Consider the following 16,316-nt stretch of genomic DNA (forward strand, 5'->3'; position numbering starts at 1 on the left):
TTCTGATTCATTTATGGTTATTGTCTTAAAACCTGAAGCCACTGATCAGGATATTGATCACTTGATCGATCGTCTTCGTTCGTTGGGGATGACCACTCAAATCACGAAGGGGAAAGAACGGACCATAGTGGCAGTGCTCGGCGATGACCGGGTGTTACAAGGACAACCATTGAGCGTGTTTTCCGGTGTGGAAAGCGTGACTCCCATTCTGGCTCCTTGGAAGTTAGTGAGCCGTGAATTTCAAAAACAGGATTCTGTCATTGACGTGGCCGGCGTGAAAGTTGGGGGAAGCCAGATCGTGGTTATGGCTGGTCCCTGTGCGGTGGAGAAATTAGAAATTACGGTTGGTATCGCTCAAGAAGTCGCGAAGGCAGGCGCCCGCATTTTACGGGGCGGAGCGTATAAGCCTCGCACGTCGCCTTATTCCTTTCAGGGTTTGGGACAGGAAGGATTGGATTTTTTGGCTGCAGCCAGGCAACAAACGGGTCTTCCTGTTGTGAGTGAAATATTGGATGCACGTGACCTCGGACATTTTTTAGAAAAAGCGGATGTGATCCAAATTGGCGCCCGGAATATGCAGAATTTTGAACTCTTAAAAGAGGTTGGCGCCTATGACAAACCCGTCTTATTGAAGCGTGGGCTGTCGGCCACGATTAAAGAGTTACTCTTATCCGCGGAGTATATTATGTCCCGTGGCAATCGGAATGTCATGCTGTGTGAAAGAGGGATTCGCACCTTTGAGACTCAGTATCGCAATACGCTTGATCTGAGTGCGATACCCACTTTAAAGGAAATGACTCACCTGCCGGTCATTGTGGATCCGAGTCACGCAACGGGCAATTGGAAACTTGTGGCACCTATGGCAAAAGCGGCGATTGCGGCTGGTGCTGACGGCTTGTTGATTGAAGTGCATTCCAATCCGGAATGTGCCTTGTGCGACGGAGAGGAATCGCTGAAGCCCAGCCGGTTTACCGAACTCATGAATGATTTACAAAAGGTGGCGCAGGCTGTCGGTCGTGAACTTTGATTCTCCTCTTGTGAATCCGACACTTTTGCCTTCCATCATGTCGACTGTCCATTCAGAACCCCTCTTTCAACACGTGACCATTATCGGGATAGGCCTGCTCGGCGGCTCTCTCGGCCTTGCCCTGAAGAAACAGGGCTTAGCCAAGACGGTTGTGGGGATCGGTCGTCGACAAGAAAATCTTGAATTAGCCGTTCAAATGGGTGCCATTGACCAATTTTTTCTGGAGCCTCATGATGCAGTGAGCCACTCGGATTTAATTGTCCTGGCCACTCCTGTCGAGACCTATCTCCCACAAATTGACCTGTGGGGAAAAGATCTGGCTCCGTCCGCAATCGTGAGTGATGTGGGGAGCGTGAAGGGTCAACTGGTCTCAAAAGTTGAAGCCCGGTTGCTTCCTTCGACGTTTTTTGTCGGCGCCCATCCGATTGCCGGAAAGGAAAAATCCGGAGTGGCTCACGCCGACTCGCATTTATTTCAAGACGCTCGATGTATTCTGACTCCGACTTCCCATACGAATGCCCAGGCTCTGGAAAGAGTTCGGCATCTTTGGGAGACTGTTGGATCCGTGGTGTCGTCTATGGATCCCATGGACCATGATTGGGTTTTCGGTGCGGTGAGTCATTTGCCTCATATCGCAGCCTTTTCTCTTATGCACACCTTGGAAGCGTTGCAGGGACGAACGTCACAGGCTGGGGACTTGCTGAATTTTTCTGGCGGAGGGTTGCGCGATACCACCAGGATTGCCGCCAGTTCGCCTGAAATGTGGCGGGATATTTGTGTCGCCAATCATGAGAATTTGGTGGAGATGGTGGATCAGTATATTCAACAGTTACAAGGTTTTCGGGAAAAGTTGAGTAAACGGGATGCAGATGGATTGTACGATGCGATTGCCAGGGCAAAAGCCTCGCGAGAGCGGTTGATATGAATCAGTTCACAATTCTTCCAACTACAAAACCTCTTCGTGGCAGAGTGTCGGTGCCAGGGGACAAATCCATCACGCATCGTGCCCTCATTTTTGGAGCTTTGGCGCAGGGCCAGACACGTATTACAGGCTACTCTAAAGGAGAGGATTGCCTGAATACCCTTAGTGCGATACGTGCTTTAGGCGCTGATGTGCAGGAAACCCCCGAGGCAGTTGAGGTGACCGGCAAAGGGCTCTGGGGGCTGCAGGAACCGTCGAATGTGTTGGATTGTGGAAATTCCGGGACGGGTTTGCGCTTACTAGCTGGCGTCTTAGCCGGGCAAAATTTCTTTTCCGTTCTCACGGGTGATGCCTCTTTGAGAAGTCGTCCGATGGGCCGGGTGGTCACACCTCTTCGTCAAATGGGGGCTGTTATCTCGGGAAGACATGGTGGTGAGTTGGCTCCTTTGGCTATTCAAGGGAACGGACTCAAGGCGATTCTCTACGAATCTCCTGTCGCCAGTGCGCAAATAAAATCGTGCGTCCTGTTGGCCGGGCTCTTTGCCGAAGGGACGACCATTGTGAAGGAGCCTAGACGATCCCGAGATCACACGGAGCGTCTTCTGGACTATTTGGGAGTCTCCCTCCAGGTTGATGGGTGCACCGTGCAGCTTCAAGGTCGACCCTCTTTTGATGGAAAACCGATTGCGGTTCCCGGAGATATCTCGGCTGCGGCGTTTTTCATGGTTGCCGCATCGATCGTTCCCGATTCGGATATCTTACTCACTGATATAGGGTTGAATCCCGAACGAACTGGTATTCTGGATATTCTCCTCGAGATGGGGGCTGATATCACTATTGTCAATCAACGTGAAATATCGGGGGAACCGGTAGGTGATATCCGTGTGAGGTCTGCTCCGCTGAGGGGAATGATCGTTGGGCCTGAACTCATTCCCAAAACGATTGATGAATTGCCTATATTGTGCGTGGCTGCCGCTTTGGCCCATGGCCAGACACGCATTACCGGAGCACAAGAACTTCGGGTGAAGGAGACCGATCGTATTCGAGCTATGGCGACCGAATTATCGCGTCTCCACGTTGAGGTGGAGGAACAGCCGGATGGTTTAATCATCAATGGAGGTTCCCCTCTCAAGGGTGCGATTTGTCAGAGCTATGGCGATCATCGGGTGGTGATGTCATTGGCCATTTGCGGATTAGTGGCAGAGTCTCCGGTTACCATTGAGGATGTGGCTTGCGTTGAAACCTCCTTCCCGGGCTTTAAAGATAAGCTGTTGGATTTATTGACAAATTCTTAGCGACCATTATAATGCTCCAGAAATTAGTTGGTAAGAGGAGAATAGGGCCGTTCAACGTCATCGGTTAATGATCACTATTGACGGTCCAGCGGGAGTCGGGAAAAGCACTGTGGCCAAGTGTTTGGCTACACGTCTCGGATATGTTTACCTGGATACGGGTGCTTTATATCGGGCCATTGCCTGGAAAGTTCAGGAAGACCAAATAGACCCGAACAATACTGCTCACATCCAAGGACTTCTTGCACGGACAGATCTGCGACTGATGCTGAGTGGGAGTGGCCTTTCCGTTTGGGTTGATGGGCAGGCCATTAATCAGGAGGCCATCAGAACTCCAGCCATTAGCCAATTGGCTTCTTGCGTTGCGGCAATTCGATCAGTCAGGGACTGGTTACTCCCGATTCAGCGAAAAATTGGTGGTGAAGTTGGCGTTATCGCTGAAGGAAGGGATATGGGGACACGGGTGTTCCCAAGTGCTGATGTGAAGTTTTTTCTTGATGCGGAATTGGAGGTTCGAGCAAACCGGCGCCAACAAGAATTGGGTCAAAAAGGGAAAGCCGTTGATCTGGAGACGGTGCGAGACGCCATGGCCGTCCGAGATGATCGTGACCGGACCAGAACGGTTGATCCGTTACGGCCGGCGCCTGAGGCGATCATGATCGACACCTCTCGACAATCTGTTGAAGAAGTTGTTGGACGTATGATGCAAATCATTGTGGATCGTTTGTGAGTGGAGCGGCTTACGGGCTGTTATGGATCCTGTTTAATGGGTTGGCTCGACTCCTGTTTCGATTTAGGACAGAGGGTTTCCAACACTTTCCCAGGACAGGCGGAATCATCGTTGCGGCTAACCATGCCAGCTACCTTGATATTCCCCTGTTAGGGTGCGCGATTCCGCGGCGCGTTTTTTTTTTAGGGAGAGCGAGCTTATTCCCCAATCGCTACATGAATTGGGCCTTGCAAAAGCTTGGCTGGATCCCACTGAAAACCCACAAACTGGACAGGAAGGCCTTTGGACAGGCACTCTCTCACTTGCAGGCAGGCGAACCCGTAGTTATTTTCCCTGAGGGAACAAGGACCGAGGACGGGTCCTTGCAAATCGGAAAGCCTGGACTAGGCTATTTAGTGGCTGAATCAAATTGCCAGGTGATTCCTGTTTATATTTCTGGTACCTTTACAGTTCTTCCCATCCGGGCAAGATGGCCACGGTTGTTTCCGTTAAGGGTCAGCTTTGGGAAACCATTGAAATTTTGTAAAAAAGATGATGGGGAGAGTGCCAAATCATTTTATGAAGACGTATCGGTAACTGTGATGGATCATATTGCTCAATTGGGTGGCGTTCCCTCTCCGACCCGGCAGGCGTATGAGACAGATTTAAGAAGTAAATTGTGAGACTAATCATGGCAATAACCATTTAACCCGCCAAACTCTGCTGGAGGTATCAAAAGTCGGATGAATACTCTTACTCAACAACCTGAAAAAATGGATCGCGAAACCCTTGCCGCATTATACGATGAAACGTTTAAAAATATTGAAGAAGGTACGATAACCGAAGGCAGGGTCATTGATATCCAGCGAGATCGAGTGGTGGTGGATATTGGCTATAAGTCTGAAGGCATGATCCCTGCCGACCAATTCTCTCCGGAAGAGTTGGAACAGTTGGCGGTCAATGACCCGGTTCAAGTGTATATCGAGCAATGCGAAGATGCGGATGGTAATTTGCTCCTCTCCAAAGAAAAAGCTGACAAAATGAAGGTTTGGGAGGATTTGGAAGTTGCCCACAAAGATGAAAAGCAAGTGCAGGGGAAAGTCATTTCGCGTATTAAGGGCGGCATGATCGTTGATATTGGGGTGAAGGCCTTTTTGCCAGGATCGCAAATTGACTTGACACCAGTCAGAGACCTGGATGGTCTGGTTGGGAAAACGTATAACTTTAAAATTATTAAGATTAATCATCGTCGGGGAAATGTGGTGGTCTCCCGACGGGCTCTTCTAGAAGAAACCCGTGACAAACGAAGACAATCGACTTTGTCTACGTTGTCTGAAGGGCAGTTGATTGAAGGGACCGTGAAGAACATAACGGATTATGGGGCTTTCTTGGATTTGGGTGGCATCGATGGTCTGCTGCATATCACCGATATTTCCTGGGGCCGTGTGGGGCATCCCTCAGACATGTTCTCCATTGGAGATCGTGTTGAAGTCTTAGTATTGAAATACGACCGGGAAACGGGTCGTATCTCCCTGGGTGTTAAGCAGAAATCTCCAGACCCCTGGACTAAAGTTGAAGAAAAGTATCCGTCAAGAAGTCGCGTGAATGGTAGGGTTGTGAGCCTGACCGATTATGGGGCATTCGTCGAGTTGGAGCCAGGGGTTGAAGGTTTGGTCCATGTGTCGGAAATGTCTTGGACTCATGAAGTTCGCCATCCCTCAAAGGTGGTCTCCGTGGGCGATACAATTGAGGCTCAAGTGCTTCATGTTGACCAACATAGCCGGAAAATTTCTCTTGGAATGAAGCAAACGGCTCCTAACCCTTGGGATATCATTGAGGACAAGTACCCGGAAGGTACAGAGATTGAGGGTAAAGTAAAAAGCGTGACCGACTTTGGTGCCTTTGTAGGTTTGGACGAGGGTGTCGATGGCCTGATCCATATTTCTGATATGTCGTGGACGAAGCATATCAAACATCCTTCGGAACTGTTCAAGAAGGGACAATCGGTTAAAGCCATTATTTTGAAAATTGATAAAGAAAAAGAGCGGTTATCCTTGGGGTATAAGCAGCTGATCTCGGACCCATGGGTCTCTGATATTCCTCAGCAATATCATGTTGGGGAAGTCACTTCCGGCAAAGTTTCAAAAATCGCTGACTTTGGTGTATTCGTGGAATTAGATGGCGGGGTAGAAGGGTTAATTCATATCAGTGAGATCGGGCCGGATGTGCAGGAGCGACTCGAGGAAAAGTTTGCTGTTGGTCAGGATGTCTCCGCAAAAATCGTCAAGGTTGACTGTGATGATCGGAAAATTGCGTTAAGTCTTTGGGAGCATTTGAAGGATCTGGAGCAAAGTGAGGTTGAAGAGTTTAATAGCTCTCAAGGTAGTGTGGACCAGAGCTTTGGGCGCGTTGTCCAAAAGAAAGATCAAGGGGATGAGGGCGAATAGGCATCATGGGCAGAATGATTGGATGAATATGGGGCTTCTTCAGGATGGCCAATCCCGAATACTATGAGTAATGGGTATCCACGATGGAAACGAGTTCTGTGGATGATTCTCGGAGGCCTTGTCCTGTTTAGTATTGGGAAAAGCCTAATTCCTGAGTTATTGTTAGCAGGTAAGGATGGTGTGGCCATTGTTCGGGTTGAGGGTCCCATTCTTGATTCGTTTCAGACTGTCGAGGAATTGAAGAAATTTGCTGACGATCCTTTGGTCAAAGCGATCGTGGTGAGAATTGATAGTCCTGGTGGGGGCGTGGCGCCTTCCCAAGAAATTTACAATGCCGTCAAGAGAGTAAGAAAAGAAAAGAATAAAACGGTGATCGCCTCCATGGGCACGGTGGCGGCTTCCGGAGGCTATTACATTGCGGTGGCCACCGATCGCATTCTGGCTAACCCTGGGACTTTAACGGGAAGCATTGGCGTCATTATGCAATTGGCGAATTTCCACGAGTTGCTTGAAAAAATCGGCGTCAAAAATTTTGTAGTCAAAAGTGGGAAATATAAAGATATTGGCTCTCCTTTTCGGCCCATGAATGATGAAGATCGCAAGGTATTGGAGTTGGTGATGAATGATGTCCATCGTCAATTTATTGATGCTGTGGCCGAGGGGCGGTCTCTGGATGTGGCGGAAGTTGAGCAGTTAGCCGATGGGCGAGTCTTTACGGGTCAACAGGCTAAGTCCATCTTATTAGTTGATGATATTGGCGATCTGCACGATGCCATTAAGTTAGCTGGCGAATTAGGCGGGATTGAGGGGGAGCCACGGGTTGTGGAGGTGAGCAAGCCGTTTTCATTCAGGGATTTACTTGAAAACACATTCCTTGGAAGCGTTCGCACCTTTGCCACGACTCATTTTTCCACCCCTTTGATGTACCTTTGGGTTTCCTGATCCGGACAAGCAAGATGAATCAAGTACATCAATTGAGGAGTTATACTTATTCGCAAGAATCAAGTGTTGATAAGCGAGTCTCTCTGAGAAGGAGGATCGGATGACAAAAGCGGATCTCATCGAAAAGTTGGCGGAAAAGGCTCCCCAATTGAGTCGAAGACAGGCCGAGTTAGTGGTCAATACCATTTTTGATTCTATCCGTGATTCCTTAAAGCGTGGAGAAAAAACAGAAATTCGCGGGTTTGGAAGTTTTCGTCTCAGGCACCGCCAGACCAAAGAAGGGCGTAACCCCAAAACCGGGGAATCGGTGTCTGTCCCAGAAAAGCGCATGCCATTTTTTAAAGCCGGCAAAGAGATCAAAGAATTATTAAACCCTGAATTACCTTCTGTTTAAAACATGTCTACTGCCGAGCCATCTGAAACTGAGCAAGAAATTCCCTGGACTGAAGAGGCTTCCTCCAGACTGGAACGCGCGCCTTTGTTCCTGAGAGGCATGGTGCGCCGTCTGGCAGAAAAAAAGGCCAAAGAATTAGGGTATGTAGAAATTACGGCGGAAATTCTAGACCAATTTAAGCAGCAAATGATGGGTTCGATGGGGGGCGGGGCAGGCATGACTCAGGCTGTCGAAGATATGGCTCAAGGCAAACTCCCCTGGACCGCAGAGGCGCGGAAGCGACTTGAGGCGGTACCAGAGTTCATGCGAAGCATGATTGGCAGGATTGCTGAAGATGTGGCCAAAGAACGTGGCCATATGGAAGTGAATGTGGAATTATTTGAAAAGGTTGAGGCCTTAGGTGATTTTCCGCTCGAGAAGAGCGTGCCTATGGAATGGACCGATGAAGCTTTGGCTTTGTTGAATAAACGCATTGAGGATTCACCTCCGATTGCCATGGAATTTGTGACGGATATGTTAAAGCGGGACGCTGAGGATTTAGCCCGTGAGCAAGGGATCGTGAAGATTGATACCGAGACTTTGATTCGTCTTTGGGAGGCTCCGCCCACTCAGGTGGCATGGACGGATGAGGCCTGGAAGCGTCTTCATACCTCACCTGATTTTGTCCGGAGCGGTATTCGAAAAGCTGCGGAACGCCGTGCGAGAAAACTCGGGTTAAATACTATCGATTCTGAACACCTCACCACCTTTAGAAATGAAGCGATGATGAAAGCCGTCAAGCGGATTCGAAGTTTTGGCTATCAGGAACTGACCTTTGATGCGTTTGGTGATGCCATGCAAAAAGTTAAACGACTAAAGGGGAATGAGCAGGCGGAACATCGTTTGGATGAGATCAGGGATTATATGAAGAAAAAGCCCGATGTAGGTTTATTGGGTGATGAACTGATGACCCGCTTCCGGAAATTTTTAAAAGGAGAAGGGAAGCTGTAACTGGTTTTGTTCCTTCCTGTTTTAGTTGTGACGCTTGGAAATCATCCGGAAATTGCCCTCTTCTTACTTCCCCTGAGCCCCTTCTTTCGCAAGTTGATCGACAAGATCATTTTCTGGATTCCCGGAGTGAGCCTTCACTTTGACCCAATGAATAGAGATGCCTGATTCGATGACCGTCCGAGCGTAGGCTTCGGTAAACGGCAGTTTGGTGCGCCAGGCTCCGGTTACCCAACTTTCCAATCCTTGGTAATCAAAGTAGATCGTCATTTCTGTAATCCCTTGGGATTGACACCATTTGACAGCTTTGAGGATGGCAAGAATTTCACCAGCGACATTTCGGTGGTTCATGGCAGATCGCGGAATGTCGTTCCCCTTGTCCCGATAAATTTCTACACCATTTTTTTTGGCCAGTAACCCCCATCCCAGTCGAAGAGAGCCATCTTTTTGTGGGAAGCAGGATCCATCTACCCAAACTTCTATCGTCGAAGGCGATGTTGTTTCTGCTGCAACTGGCTTGTTCTTGATTGGTTCACTGCTTAAACGAAAAGAAAGAAATGCTTCAGCTTCTGCTCGGGTGGGGAAAGCTTTATATTCGGCTCCTGGAAAATGATGTACTTGGGCACGGCAGGCATCCCAACTCTCAAAAATTCCTTTTGTGCGTCCGCGGCGAACGGCATAGAATTTCATGAAGGCTTAGCGTGTGGGGCATTCACAACGTAGATCTTTTTGCTACGAATACTGTTGACCGGGTATTTCTCATAACGATTGTTTCTTAATTTTCTACTGTCTGACTCCGCCTTGTAGTGCTTTTATTCTATTTTTCGCCAAGTCAACTTTTGTCGCTTCCTCTGGATTGTTCCCCGCCAGTATCAAGAAAGTTTCATATTCTTGAATGGCGCGTTTGGGGTTATGGGATTCGTAAGCCTCAGCCAAATTGAATCGGGCCTGAGCATAGTTTGGCTGCAAGGCCAAAGCCTTTTCATAGGTTTCGATAGCCTTGGGTAATTTTCCAAGTTCCGTCAGGACTGAGCCGTAACTATTTAGGATGACTGCTGAGTATGGCTGGATGGTCAGGGCCTGCTCTAATGTAGTTGTGGCTTCTGTAAGTCTACCCATGCTTCGTAAGGCCAACCCAAGACGATGGTGGGCTTCCGCCAACTGTTTCGGATCAGATAATCCATATTGAATAGCTTTTTGATAAGCGTCCAAGGCTATTTCTGGCTGCTTGTTGCCGCACGACGCAAATAGGGCGATCTCCCCTCTGGCAAATTGCTGAAGTCCTAAAAATTCCTTTTCCGATTCTGATTGTCCACTTGGGTTTGGGGGTTCTTTCTCCGAGGAATCCGGATCTTTAATATAGGAGAGAAATTTTGAATGACTGCCATCTAAAAGCGTTTCATAGGGATCAAGAACGAAAACTGCCATGACCAGTTGGTCCTGTTTCCCATTGGTGTGTCGCATGAAATATTGATGGGTGGTCGTGGCTTCTCCCGTCCGGTGTAGAGTGCCAGAATCGGGTGTTTGCTCTTTTAAGAGTTGGGAAGAATGAAAAAAGAATTCACGAGCCGGGGGTAATTGCGCCAGAGTATGACGGAGTGTCGGATAATCTTCTAAGGAAAGGCCAAGCGGGAATACGGTGATGACCCCCACAAGGGTCTGGTCTTCATTGAACATGAACCATTGTGCTTGTTTGTTGGGTGATGCAGTTTCACGAAAGATTTCCTTGCCTCCGCCCCATGGAGATCCCTGCATCCCTGGTTGCAGCCAAGTCCTTTGAGCCTCTGCTTTGGTTTGGCACAAAGTGGCCTTTCCTAAGAGATTGAGGTCGCTTTCCGAAGGCGGAAGGTTCGAGGGAGGTGGGGTGCTGGCGCAATGTGGGAGTAAGCAAAAAAGCGCAATCGCTTTGAAGGAAATTGCCGGCTTTTTGCGGAGTCGATTGTGATGGTTGATCGATTTTACCATTATCACCGTCTCTTGGGGGTGGATGGTCGATTGGTTGAAGGGAAGGGTGACTTGGGTGCTAGAGTCCGAATTTAATTGTGAGTGACAAATGCAGAATAAAGAAGGTCTCCATCCTACTTGCGATGGCGCGACTCACAACTATGCCGAAAAGGAATTGATTCAGAAAAGTTGCAATACCATGGTGGGCGATACTGGGATCGAACCAGTGGCCTCTTCCGTGTGAAGGAAGCGCTCTTCCACTGAGCTAATCGCCCGCGGGAGGCAATTTATCACAATGCTAGGAAGGGAGCAACGAATTCCGAGGGGGCGGCATTGCTTTTCTTGACGGTTGGAGAAAGTGTGGAGTAGGCTGAAGAGAGGAGTTTCATAGACTTGACCAAGGAGGTGCACCATGGACAAGCAAGAGCGGAAAAATGAATCTCGAAAACCGAGCTCTCCAAAAGAATCAGAGGATGTTCGAGCAGATCCGAGTGTTGCGGAAACCGGCCAGCGCTTAAAAGAAGAAATGGATGAGCTGGTTGATGAAATTGATAAAGTGTTAGAAGAGAATGCAGCTGAATTTGTCAAAAACTATGTACAAAAAGGTGGGGAATAGATGCGTAAGATTCGTTGACTTCTAAAATCATTACCTGCCCTCTTCTACTCGCCAGACATTCTAGAGCCATTGCTGTTCCCTGTTTCTTTTATCGTCATTTCCAGGTGAGGCTCTCAGGCCTCTCAACTACTCGCATATTATTATTGCTGGTTCGGTGCGATGAATCCGCTCTTGGATGATGTATCTCTTAAGGGAGGGCAATTGCACCTCTTTCTTTTATTCCGCCGAGGGCGGATCGCCGCATCTGGAATGAAAAAACAGCATTTTTCTCTCTTTTTTGTTATGCTTCATTGACAATGCCGTGAGACACTTTGATGAAGGACTGAAAAAAATGGGCGCGACGCACTTGACGGATATTGAACAGCTTATGGATCAGGTAAAAGCCTATTATCCTGAGGCTGATACCAACTTTATCAGACGAGCTTATGACTATTCTGCGAAAGCGCATGATGGTCAGACTCGACAAACCGGTGAACCCTATGTTCAGCATCCGTTAGCAGTCGCTGGGATTTTAACTTTTCTAAAATTGGACGTTCCCGCGATTGTTGCTGGGCTATTACATGACACTCTCGAAGATACCGTAGCGACCAGAGCCGAGTTAGAAAAAGAATTTGGAAGTGACGTGGCTCGTTTAGTCGAGGGTGTGACAAAAATCGGGCAAATTCCTTTTAAAACTGATGAAGAGAAGCAAGCGGAAAATTTCCGTAAAATGGTTCTCTCTATGGCCGATGATATTCGAGTGGTGTTTATCAAATTAGCGGACCGACTGCATAATATGCAGACCCTTGAAGCCTTATCGGACGAGAAACGAAAAAAAATTGCGCAAGAAACCATGGAAATTTATGCGCCTTTAGCCAATCGACTTGGTATGAGTTGGATTAAACAGCAGCTAGAGGATCTGTGTTTCCAGTATTTGGAACCGGATGCCTGGTCTCATTTGAAGTTACGTTTGGCCAAAAAAGATGAGGAGCGACAGGAATATATTCAATCCCTGATTCACCTGGCTCAGCAGGCACTCTTGAGCGTCGGACTGCCGGGACAGATTGATGGGCGACCCAAGCATCTCTTCAGCATTTATCAGAAAATGGAGCGCCGGTCGGTATCTTTTGATGAAATTTTTGATTTGACGGCGGTTCGCATTGTGACGGATACCAAAATGAATTGTTACGCCATATTGGGCTTGCTGCATTCCATTTGGCCTCCCGTCCCTGGTCGCTTTAAAGACTACGTCGCGACTCCACGTTCAAACTTGTATCAATCGTTGCATACGACGGTGGTAGGCCCACAAGGTGAGTATGTGGAATTCCAAATTCGGACGGCGGATATGCATCGAATTAATGAATACGGTGTAGCAGCCCATTGGCTGTATAAGGAACCAGGGAAAGTTGGAGGACGGGACGAACAGGTGTTCAGTTGGCTTAGACAGTTTGTGGAATGGCATAAGGACCTTGCCGATAACCGTCAGTTTATGGATTCGGTTAAGTTGGATTTATTCCATGACGTGGTGTTTGTGTTTACACCAACAGGGGAAGTGCGGGAGATTCCTGTCGGGGCCACCCCTTTAGACTTTGCGTATGCGATTCATACGGAAATCGGAGATCATTGTGTCGGGGCAAAAATTAATGGGAAATTAGTTCCCCTTCGTTATCAGTTAAGCAGTGGGGATATGGTAGAAATTCTGACTTCCCCGTCGCAGGTGCCTCATCGCGGGTGGCTGAAATTTGTCCGAACTTCACGGGCTAAAACCAAAATCAAGCATTGGTTTAAGGTTGAAGAGCAAAAGCGGGCACTGGAACTTGGTCGACGTTTGTTGGAACAAGAATTTCGGCGACACAATCTTCCCGTCGCGCAATCGTTAAAATCGGAACGCCTCTCGTCAATGGCTAAGGCAAAGGGCAGTGAAACGGTGGACGAATTAATTCGGCAGGTTGGATTTGGCCGGTTGTCCCCGGATCAAATTGTCAGTCATTTTTACGAAGGGGCTGAACAAGGGCCTTCGCCTTCCACGAAAGGTGTCCCTCTCTTCCCTCAGCAAAAAATGCCAGGTCTCCTTCGGGAGGGAACTGTAAAGTTTGGGGGAACCAAAGACGTCTTGATGCAACTTTCCAAGTGTTGTAAGCCTGTTCCCGGTGAGCCGATTCGTGGATACATTACTCGTGGGAGGGGATTGACTATTCATGCGATCGATTGTCCGAACTTTCAGTCATTAGAATGGGATCACAATCGATTGGTGGAGGTTGAGTGGGATTCGGAGCTTGATGGCACCCATTCAGTCGAAGTGTCAGTTTTAACCCTGGATCGAACGGGAGTATTGGCTAAGGTTTCCGCTGGAATTTCTCAGTGTCAAGCCAACATTACCAGGGCAGAGATTTCTACCAGGGAGGATAGAAAAGCCGTGTTAGATTTTGTCATTGAAGTTAAAAATACTGCACACCTTGAACTTATACTACAGGAGATCCAACGGGTTGACGGCATTCTTTCTGCCAAGCGGGTGAGAGGGTGGTAAGTGAATGGTAGGCGCAGTTAGGAGGGATTGAGGTTCTGGGAAGGCAGGGAAATTGTGAGTCGGCTTCCTGGTTGGAGTTGGAACTTTTCTGCTGTTCCGGCATTGAGTTCAAGGACCTGCCAGGACTGTTTGTACGAATAGTGGCGTGGGCAGTGGTCATCTACCCTCGTGCAAATTGGGACGTTTGCTTCAATGTGAATAATGGTTCCCTTCTGGTCCAGCCATAAAATATCCAGCGGGATTTTTGTGTTCTTCATCCAAAAGGTCCAATACCCCAATTCTGGGAAAATAAATAACATGCCATGATATTCATCCATGGCGGTCCGATACATCAGTCCTTGAGCTCTTTTATCCAGCGTGTCTGCCACCTCGGCAAAAATAATTTCTCCATTGGGTGTCGCGATGTGAGCAAGGCCCTTTGCCTGTCGATCATTTATTTCCCCAAAAGCGTTTAAGTAAGATCCAATGATTAGCCCCATGCATAAGCAAGAAGGAATGACGACGATCCAAGTTAGAAATTTCAGCCGCTTTCTCTGCTGGCTTGGTAGGTGAGGGCGTTTCATGAGGAAATCCATTATTTCATGAATGTGGCTTGGGGAGAAAGGATTTGTCAAATAAGGCATTTTCCTGTCTGAAAAAATGCAGGACAAGGGTCTTGACCAGACCATATTTGGAAATTATAATGATTCGTTTACAAGAAGAGTGAATTTGTTCCGCTCCTGTTTTTAGAACAAAACGCGAATGTTTTTGTTGTTGATCTGTACATGCAGGGGCTAATTTCTGCCTTGTTTGTCTTCACTTCAAAAAGATCTTCATCAAATTCCATGATGTAATTCCAAAGCGGGTTAAGTAGAAGACGGTCCTACTCATTCGAAGGGCAGGTACCCAAGCGGTCAACGGGGGCAGACTGTAAATCTGCTGCCATCGGCTTCCAAGGTTCGAACCCTTGCCTGCCCACCATGACCGAATGAAAAGGACGGGATCTAATGGTTACCTGGAAAATTTTTGTAGAAAGTGATGTTTTTGCAATATATAGGTATTAAACCAAGCTGCGGGCGTAGCTCAGTGGTAGAGTTCCAGCCTTCCAAGCTGGCTGTCGCGGGTTCAAATCCCGTCGCCCGCTCCATTGTTACTGGGTGGGCTTAGATTTGTGTGCTTTTTTGAGGCGAAGATCTTTTCGAGTGAGTGGTGTAGAGCCCATGTAGCTCAGTTGGTAGAGCACGTCCTTGGTAAGGACGAGGTCACGCGTTCGATCCGCGTCGTGGGCTCCAGCAACGATAAAATTTTAAATTATTGCGTATAGCATTAAGGAAGAGGTAGGGCATGGCGAAGGCGAAGTTTGAGCGGAAGAAGCCGCATGTCAATGTGGGAACGATCGGGCATGTCGACCATGGCAAGACGACATTGACCTCGGCCTTGACGAAGGTGATGGGCGATACGGGGAAGGCCAAATTTATTCCCTATGATGAGGTGGCCAAGGCGAGTGAGAGCCAGGGGCGACGGGATCCGACCAAAATTCTGACCATTGCCATCTCCCATGTGGAATATGAAACGGATAATCGGCATTATGCGCACGTCGACTGCCCGGGGCATGCGGATTATGTGAAGAATATGATTACGGGGGCGGCGCAGATGGACGGCGCGATTTTGGTGGTGAGTGCCGCTGATGGGCCGATGCCGCAAACGCGGGAGCATATTTTGTTGGCGCGGCAGGTCGGGGTGCCCTTTATTGTGGTCTTTTTGAATAAAGCGGACAAGGTTGAAGATAAAGAGTTGTTGGAGTTGGTGGAATTGGAAGTGCGGGAGTTGCTCACGAAGTATGGCTTCCCGGGCGATGATGTGCCGGTGGTCATTGGGTCCGCGATCAAGGCGATTGAGGGGGATCAGAGTGAAGTGGGGGTCCCGTCGATTATGCGCTTATTGGAGGCCGTCGATAGCTATATCCCGACCCCGCAGCGGGCCATTGACAAGCCGTTTCTCATGCCGATTGAAGATGTCTTTACGATTAGCGGTCGGGGGACGGTGGTGACGGGCCGGGTGGAGCGCGGGGTGGTCAAGGTGGGGGATGAAATTGAGATTGTGGGGCTGAGGCCGACGCAGACGACGATTGTCACGGGCGTGGAAATGTTCCGGAAGGTGTTGGATGAGGGGCAGGCGGGTGACAATATTGGGGCGCTGTTGCGGGGTACGAAGAAAGAGGATGTGGAGCGGGGTATGGTGTTAGCCAAGCCGAAGAGTATTACGCCGCATACGAAATTCAAAGCGGAAGTGTATATTTTGACGAAGGATGAGGGCGGGCGGCATACGCCGTTTTTTAATGGGTATCGTCCGCAGTTTTACTTCCGGACGACGGATGTCACGGGGGTGGTGCAATTAAACCCGGGGGTGGAGATGGTGATGCCGGGGGATAATGTGTCGTTTGAGGGGGAATTGATCTCCCCGATTGCCATGGAGCAAGGGGTGCGATTTGCAGTGCGAGAAGGGGGCCGAACGGTGGGAGCCGGGGTGGTCACGGAAATCGTCGCGTAAG

At 48.7% G+C, this 16,316-nt stretch carries 15 protein-coding genes and 4 tRNA genes; 15 read left to right on the forward strand and 4 right to left on the reverse strand.

From position 1 onward, the window contains the following. The first annotated feature begins 13 nt into the window (after positions 1–13). The 9 genes from aroF to ACWHYD_RS02590 all read left to right on the forward strand — a co-directional run bounded on the left by aroF (position 14) and on the right by ACWHYD_RS02590 (position 8,723). A complete protein-coding gene (gene aroF / locus ACWHYD_RS02550) occupies positions 14–1,027 on the forward strand; it encodes a 3-deoxy-7-phosphoheptulonate synthase (protein ID WP_447964372.1) in 1,014 nt (337 codons plus the stop codon). Beyond that, on the forward strand, positions 1,017–1,952 hold the full coding sequence (locus tag ACWHYD_RS02555; RefSeq protein ID WP_447964373.1) for a prephenate dehydrogenase: 936 nt from the start codon (positions 1,017–1,019) through the stop codon (positions 1,950–1,952). Before aroF ends, ACWHYD_RS02555 begins: the two co-directional genes overlap by 11 nt. Continuing rightward, positions 1,949–3,244 carry a 3-phosphoshikimate 1-carboxyvinyltransferase gene (gene aroA, locus ACWHYD_RS02560; protein ID WP_447964374.1) on the forward strand — a complete coding sequence of 432 codons (1,296 nt, stop codon included), beginning with the start codon at positions 1,949–1,951 and terminating at the stop codon, positions 3,242–3,244. Before ACWHYD_RS02555 ends, aroA begins: the two co-directional genes overlap by 4 nt. Before the next feature lie 67 nt (positions 3,245–3,311). Further along, entirely contained in the window at positions 3,312–3,971 is a 660-nt protein-coding gene (gene cmk / locus ACWHYD_RS02565; RefSeq protein ID WP_447964375.1) for a (d)CMP kinase, read from the forward strand. After that, positions 3,968–4,633 (forward strand): lysophospholipid acyltransferase family protein, encoded by a 666-nt coding sequence (locus tag ACWHYD_RS02570; RefSeq protein WP_447964376.1) that lies wholly within the window; start codon positions 3,968–3,970, stop codon positions 4,631–4,633. Before cmk ends, ACWHYD_RS02570 begins: the two co-directional genes overlap by 4 nt. A gap of 60 nt (positions 4,634–4,693) precedes the next feature. After that, positions 4,694–6,397 carry a 30S ribosomal protein S1 gene (locus ACWHYD_RS02575; RefSeq protein WP_447964377.1) on the forward strand — a complete coding sequence of 568 codons (1,704 nt, stop codon included), beginning with the start codon at positions 4,694–4,696 and terminating at the stop codon, positions 6,395–6,397. Positions 6,398–6,499: 102 nt separating this feature from the next. Then, positions 6,500–7,339: a signal peptide peptidase SppA gene (gene sppA, locus ACWHYD_RS02580; protein WP_447964378.1), complete on the forward strand. Its 840-nt coding sequence runs from the start codon at positions 6,500–6,502 to the stop codon at positions 7,337–7,339. A gap of 100 nt (positions 7,340–7,439) precedes the next feature. After that, positions 7,440–7,733 (forward strand): integration host factor subunit beta, encoded by a 294-nt coding sequence (locus ACWHYD_RS02585; RefSeq protein ID WP_342346599.1) that lies wholly within the window; start codon positions 7,440–7,442, stop codon positions 7,731–7,733. 3 nt (positions 7,734–7,736) lie between these two features. Further along, a complete protein-coding gene (locus ACWHYD_RS02590) occupies positions 7,737–8,723 on the forward strand; it encodes a hypothetical protein (protein WP_447964379.1) in 987 nt (328 codons plus the stop codon). A gap of 63 nt (positions 8,724–8,786) precedes the next feature. On the opposite strand, the gene ACWHYD_RS02595 is transcribed toward ACWHYD_RS02590, so the two are convergent. The 3 genes from ACWHYD_RS02595 to ACWHYD_RS02605 form a co-directional block, all read right to left on the reverse strand. Continuing rightward, positions 8,787–9,410 (reverse strand): ribonuclease H1 domain-containing protein, encoded by a 624-nt coding sequence (locus ACWHYD_RS02595; protein ID WP_447964380.1) that lies wholly within the window; start codon positions 9,408–9,410, stop codon positions 8,787–8,789. 93 nt (positions 9,411–9,503) lie between these two features. Beyond that, positions 9,504–10,685, reverse strand: coding sequence for a tetratricopeptide repeat protein (locus ACWHYD_RS02600; protein ID WP_447964381.1), 1,182 nt, complete (start codon positions 10,683–10,685; stop codon positions 9,504–9,506). 179 nt (positions 10,686–10,864) lie between these two features. Continuing rightward, positions 10,865–10,939 (reverse strand) — tRNA-Val (locus ACWHYD_RS02605). A 137-nt stretch (positions 10,940–11,076) separates the two neighbouring features. On the opposite strand from ACWHYD_RS02605, the gene ACWHYD_RS02610 reads away from it, so the two are divergent. Together ACWHYD_RS02610 and ACWHYD_RS02615 are read left to right on the forward strand one after the other, a co-directional pair. Continuing rightward, positions 11,077–11,280 (forward strand): ubiquitin-like protein Pup, encoded by a 204-nt coding sequence (locus ACWHYD_RS02610; RefSeq protein ID WP_447964382.1) that lies wholly within the window; start codon positions 11,077–11,079, stop codon positions 11,278–11,280. A gap of 331 nt (positions 11,281–11,611) precedes the next feature. Next, positions 11,612–13,786 carry a RelA/SpoT family protein gene (locus ACWHYD_RS02615; protein WP_447964383.1) on the forward strand — a complete coding sequence of 725 codons (2,175 nt, stop codon included), beginning with the start codon at positions 11,612–11,614 and terminating at the stop codon, positions 13,784–13,786. Between the two features lie 17 nt (positions 13,787–13,803). Here ACWHYD_RS02615 and ACWHYD_RS02620 read toward each other — a convergent pair whose 3' ends face one another. Then, entirely contained in the window at positions 13,804–14,349 is a 546-nt protein-coding gene (locus ACWHYD_RS02620; RefSeq protein WP_447964384.1) for a DUF192 domain-containing protein, read from the reverse strand. Positions 14,350–14,661: 312 nt separating this feature from the next. Here ACWHYD_RS02620 and ACWHYD_RS02625 point away from each other — a divergent pair. The 4 genes from ACWHYD_RS02625 (at position 14,662) to tuf (ending at position 16,315) form a co-directional block, all read left to right on the forward strand. After that, positions 14,662–14,746 (forward strand) — tRNA-Tyr (locus ACWHYD_RS02625). A 91-nt stretch (positions 14,747–14,837) separates the two neighbouring features. After that, positions 14,838–14,912 (forward strand) — tRNA-Gly (locus ACWHYD_RS02630). A 69-nt stretch (positions 14,913–14,981) separates the two neighbouring features. Then, a tRNA-Thr gene (locus tag ACWHYD_RS02635) sits at positions 14,982–15,057 on the forward strand. A gap of 52 nt (positions 15,058–15,109) precedes the next feature. Further along, a complete protein-coding gene (tuf, locus tag ACWHYD_RS02640) occupies positions 15,110–16,315 on the forward strand; it encodes an elongation factor Tu (protein WP_447964385.1) in 1,206 nt (401 codons plus the stop codon). The last annotated feature ends 1 nt before the right edge of the window (position 16,316 follow it).

Source organism: Nitrospira sp. Ecomares 2.1 (assembly GCF_965152585.1).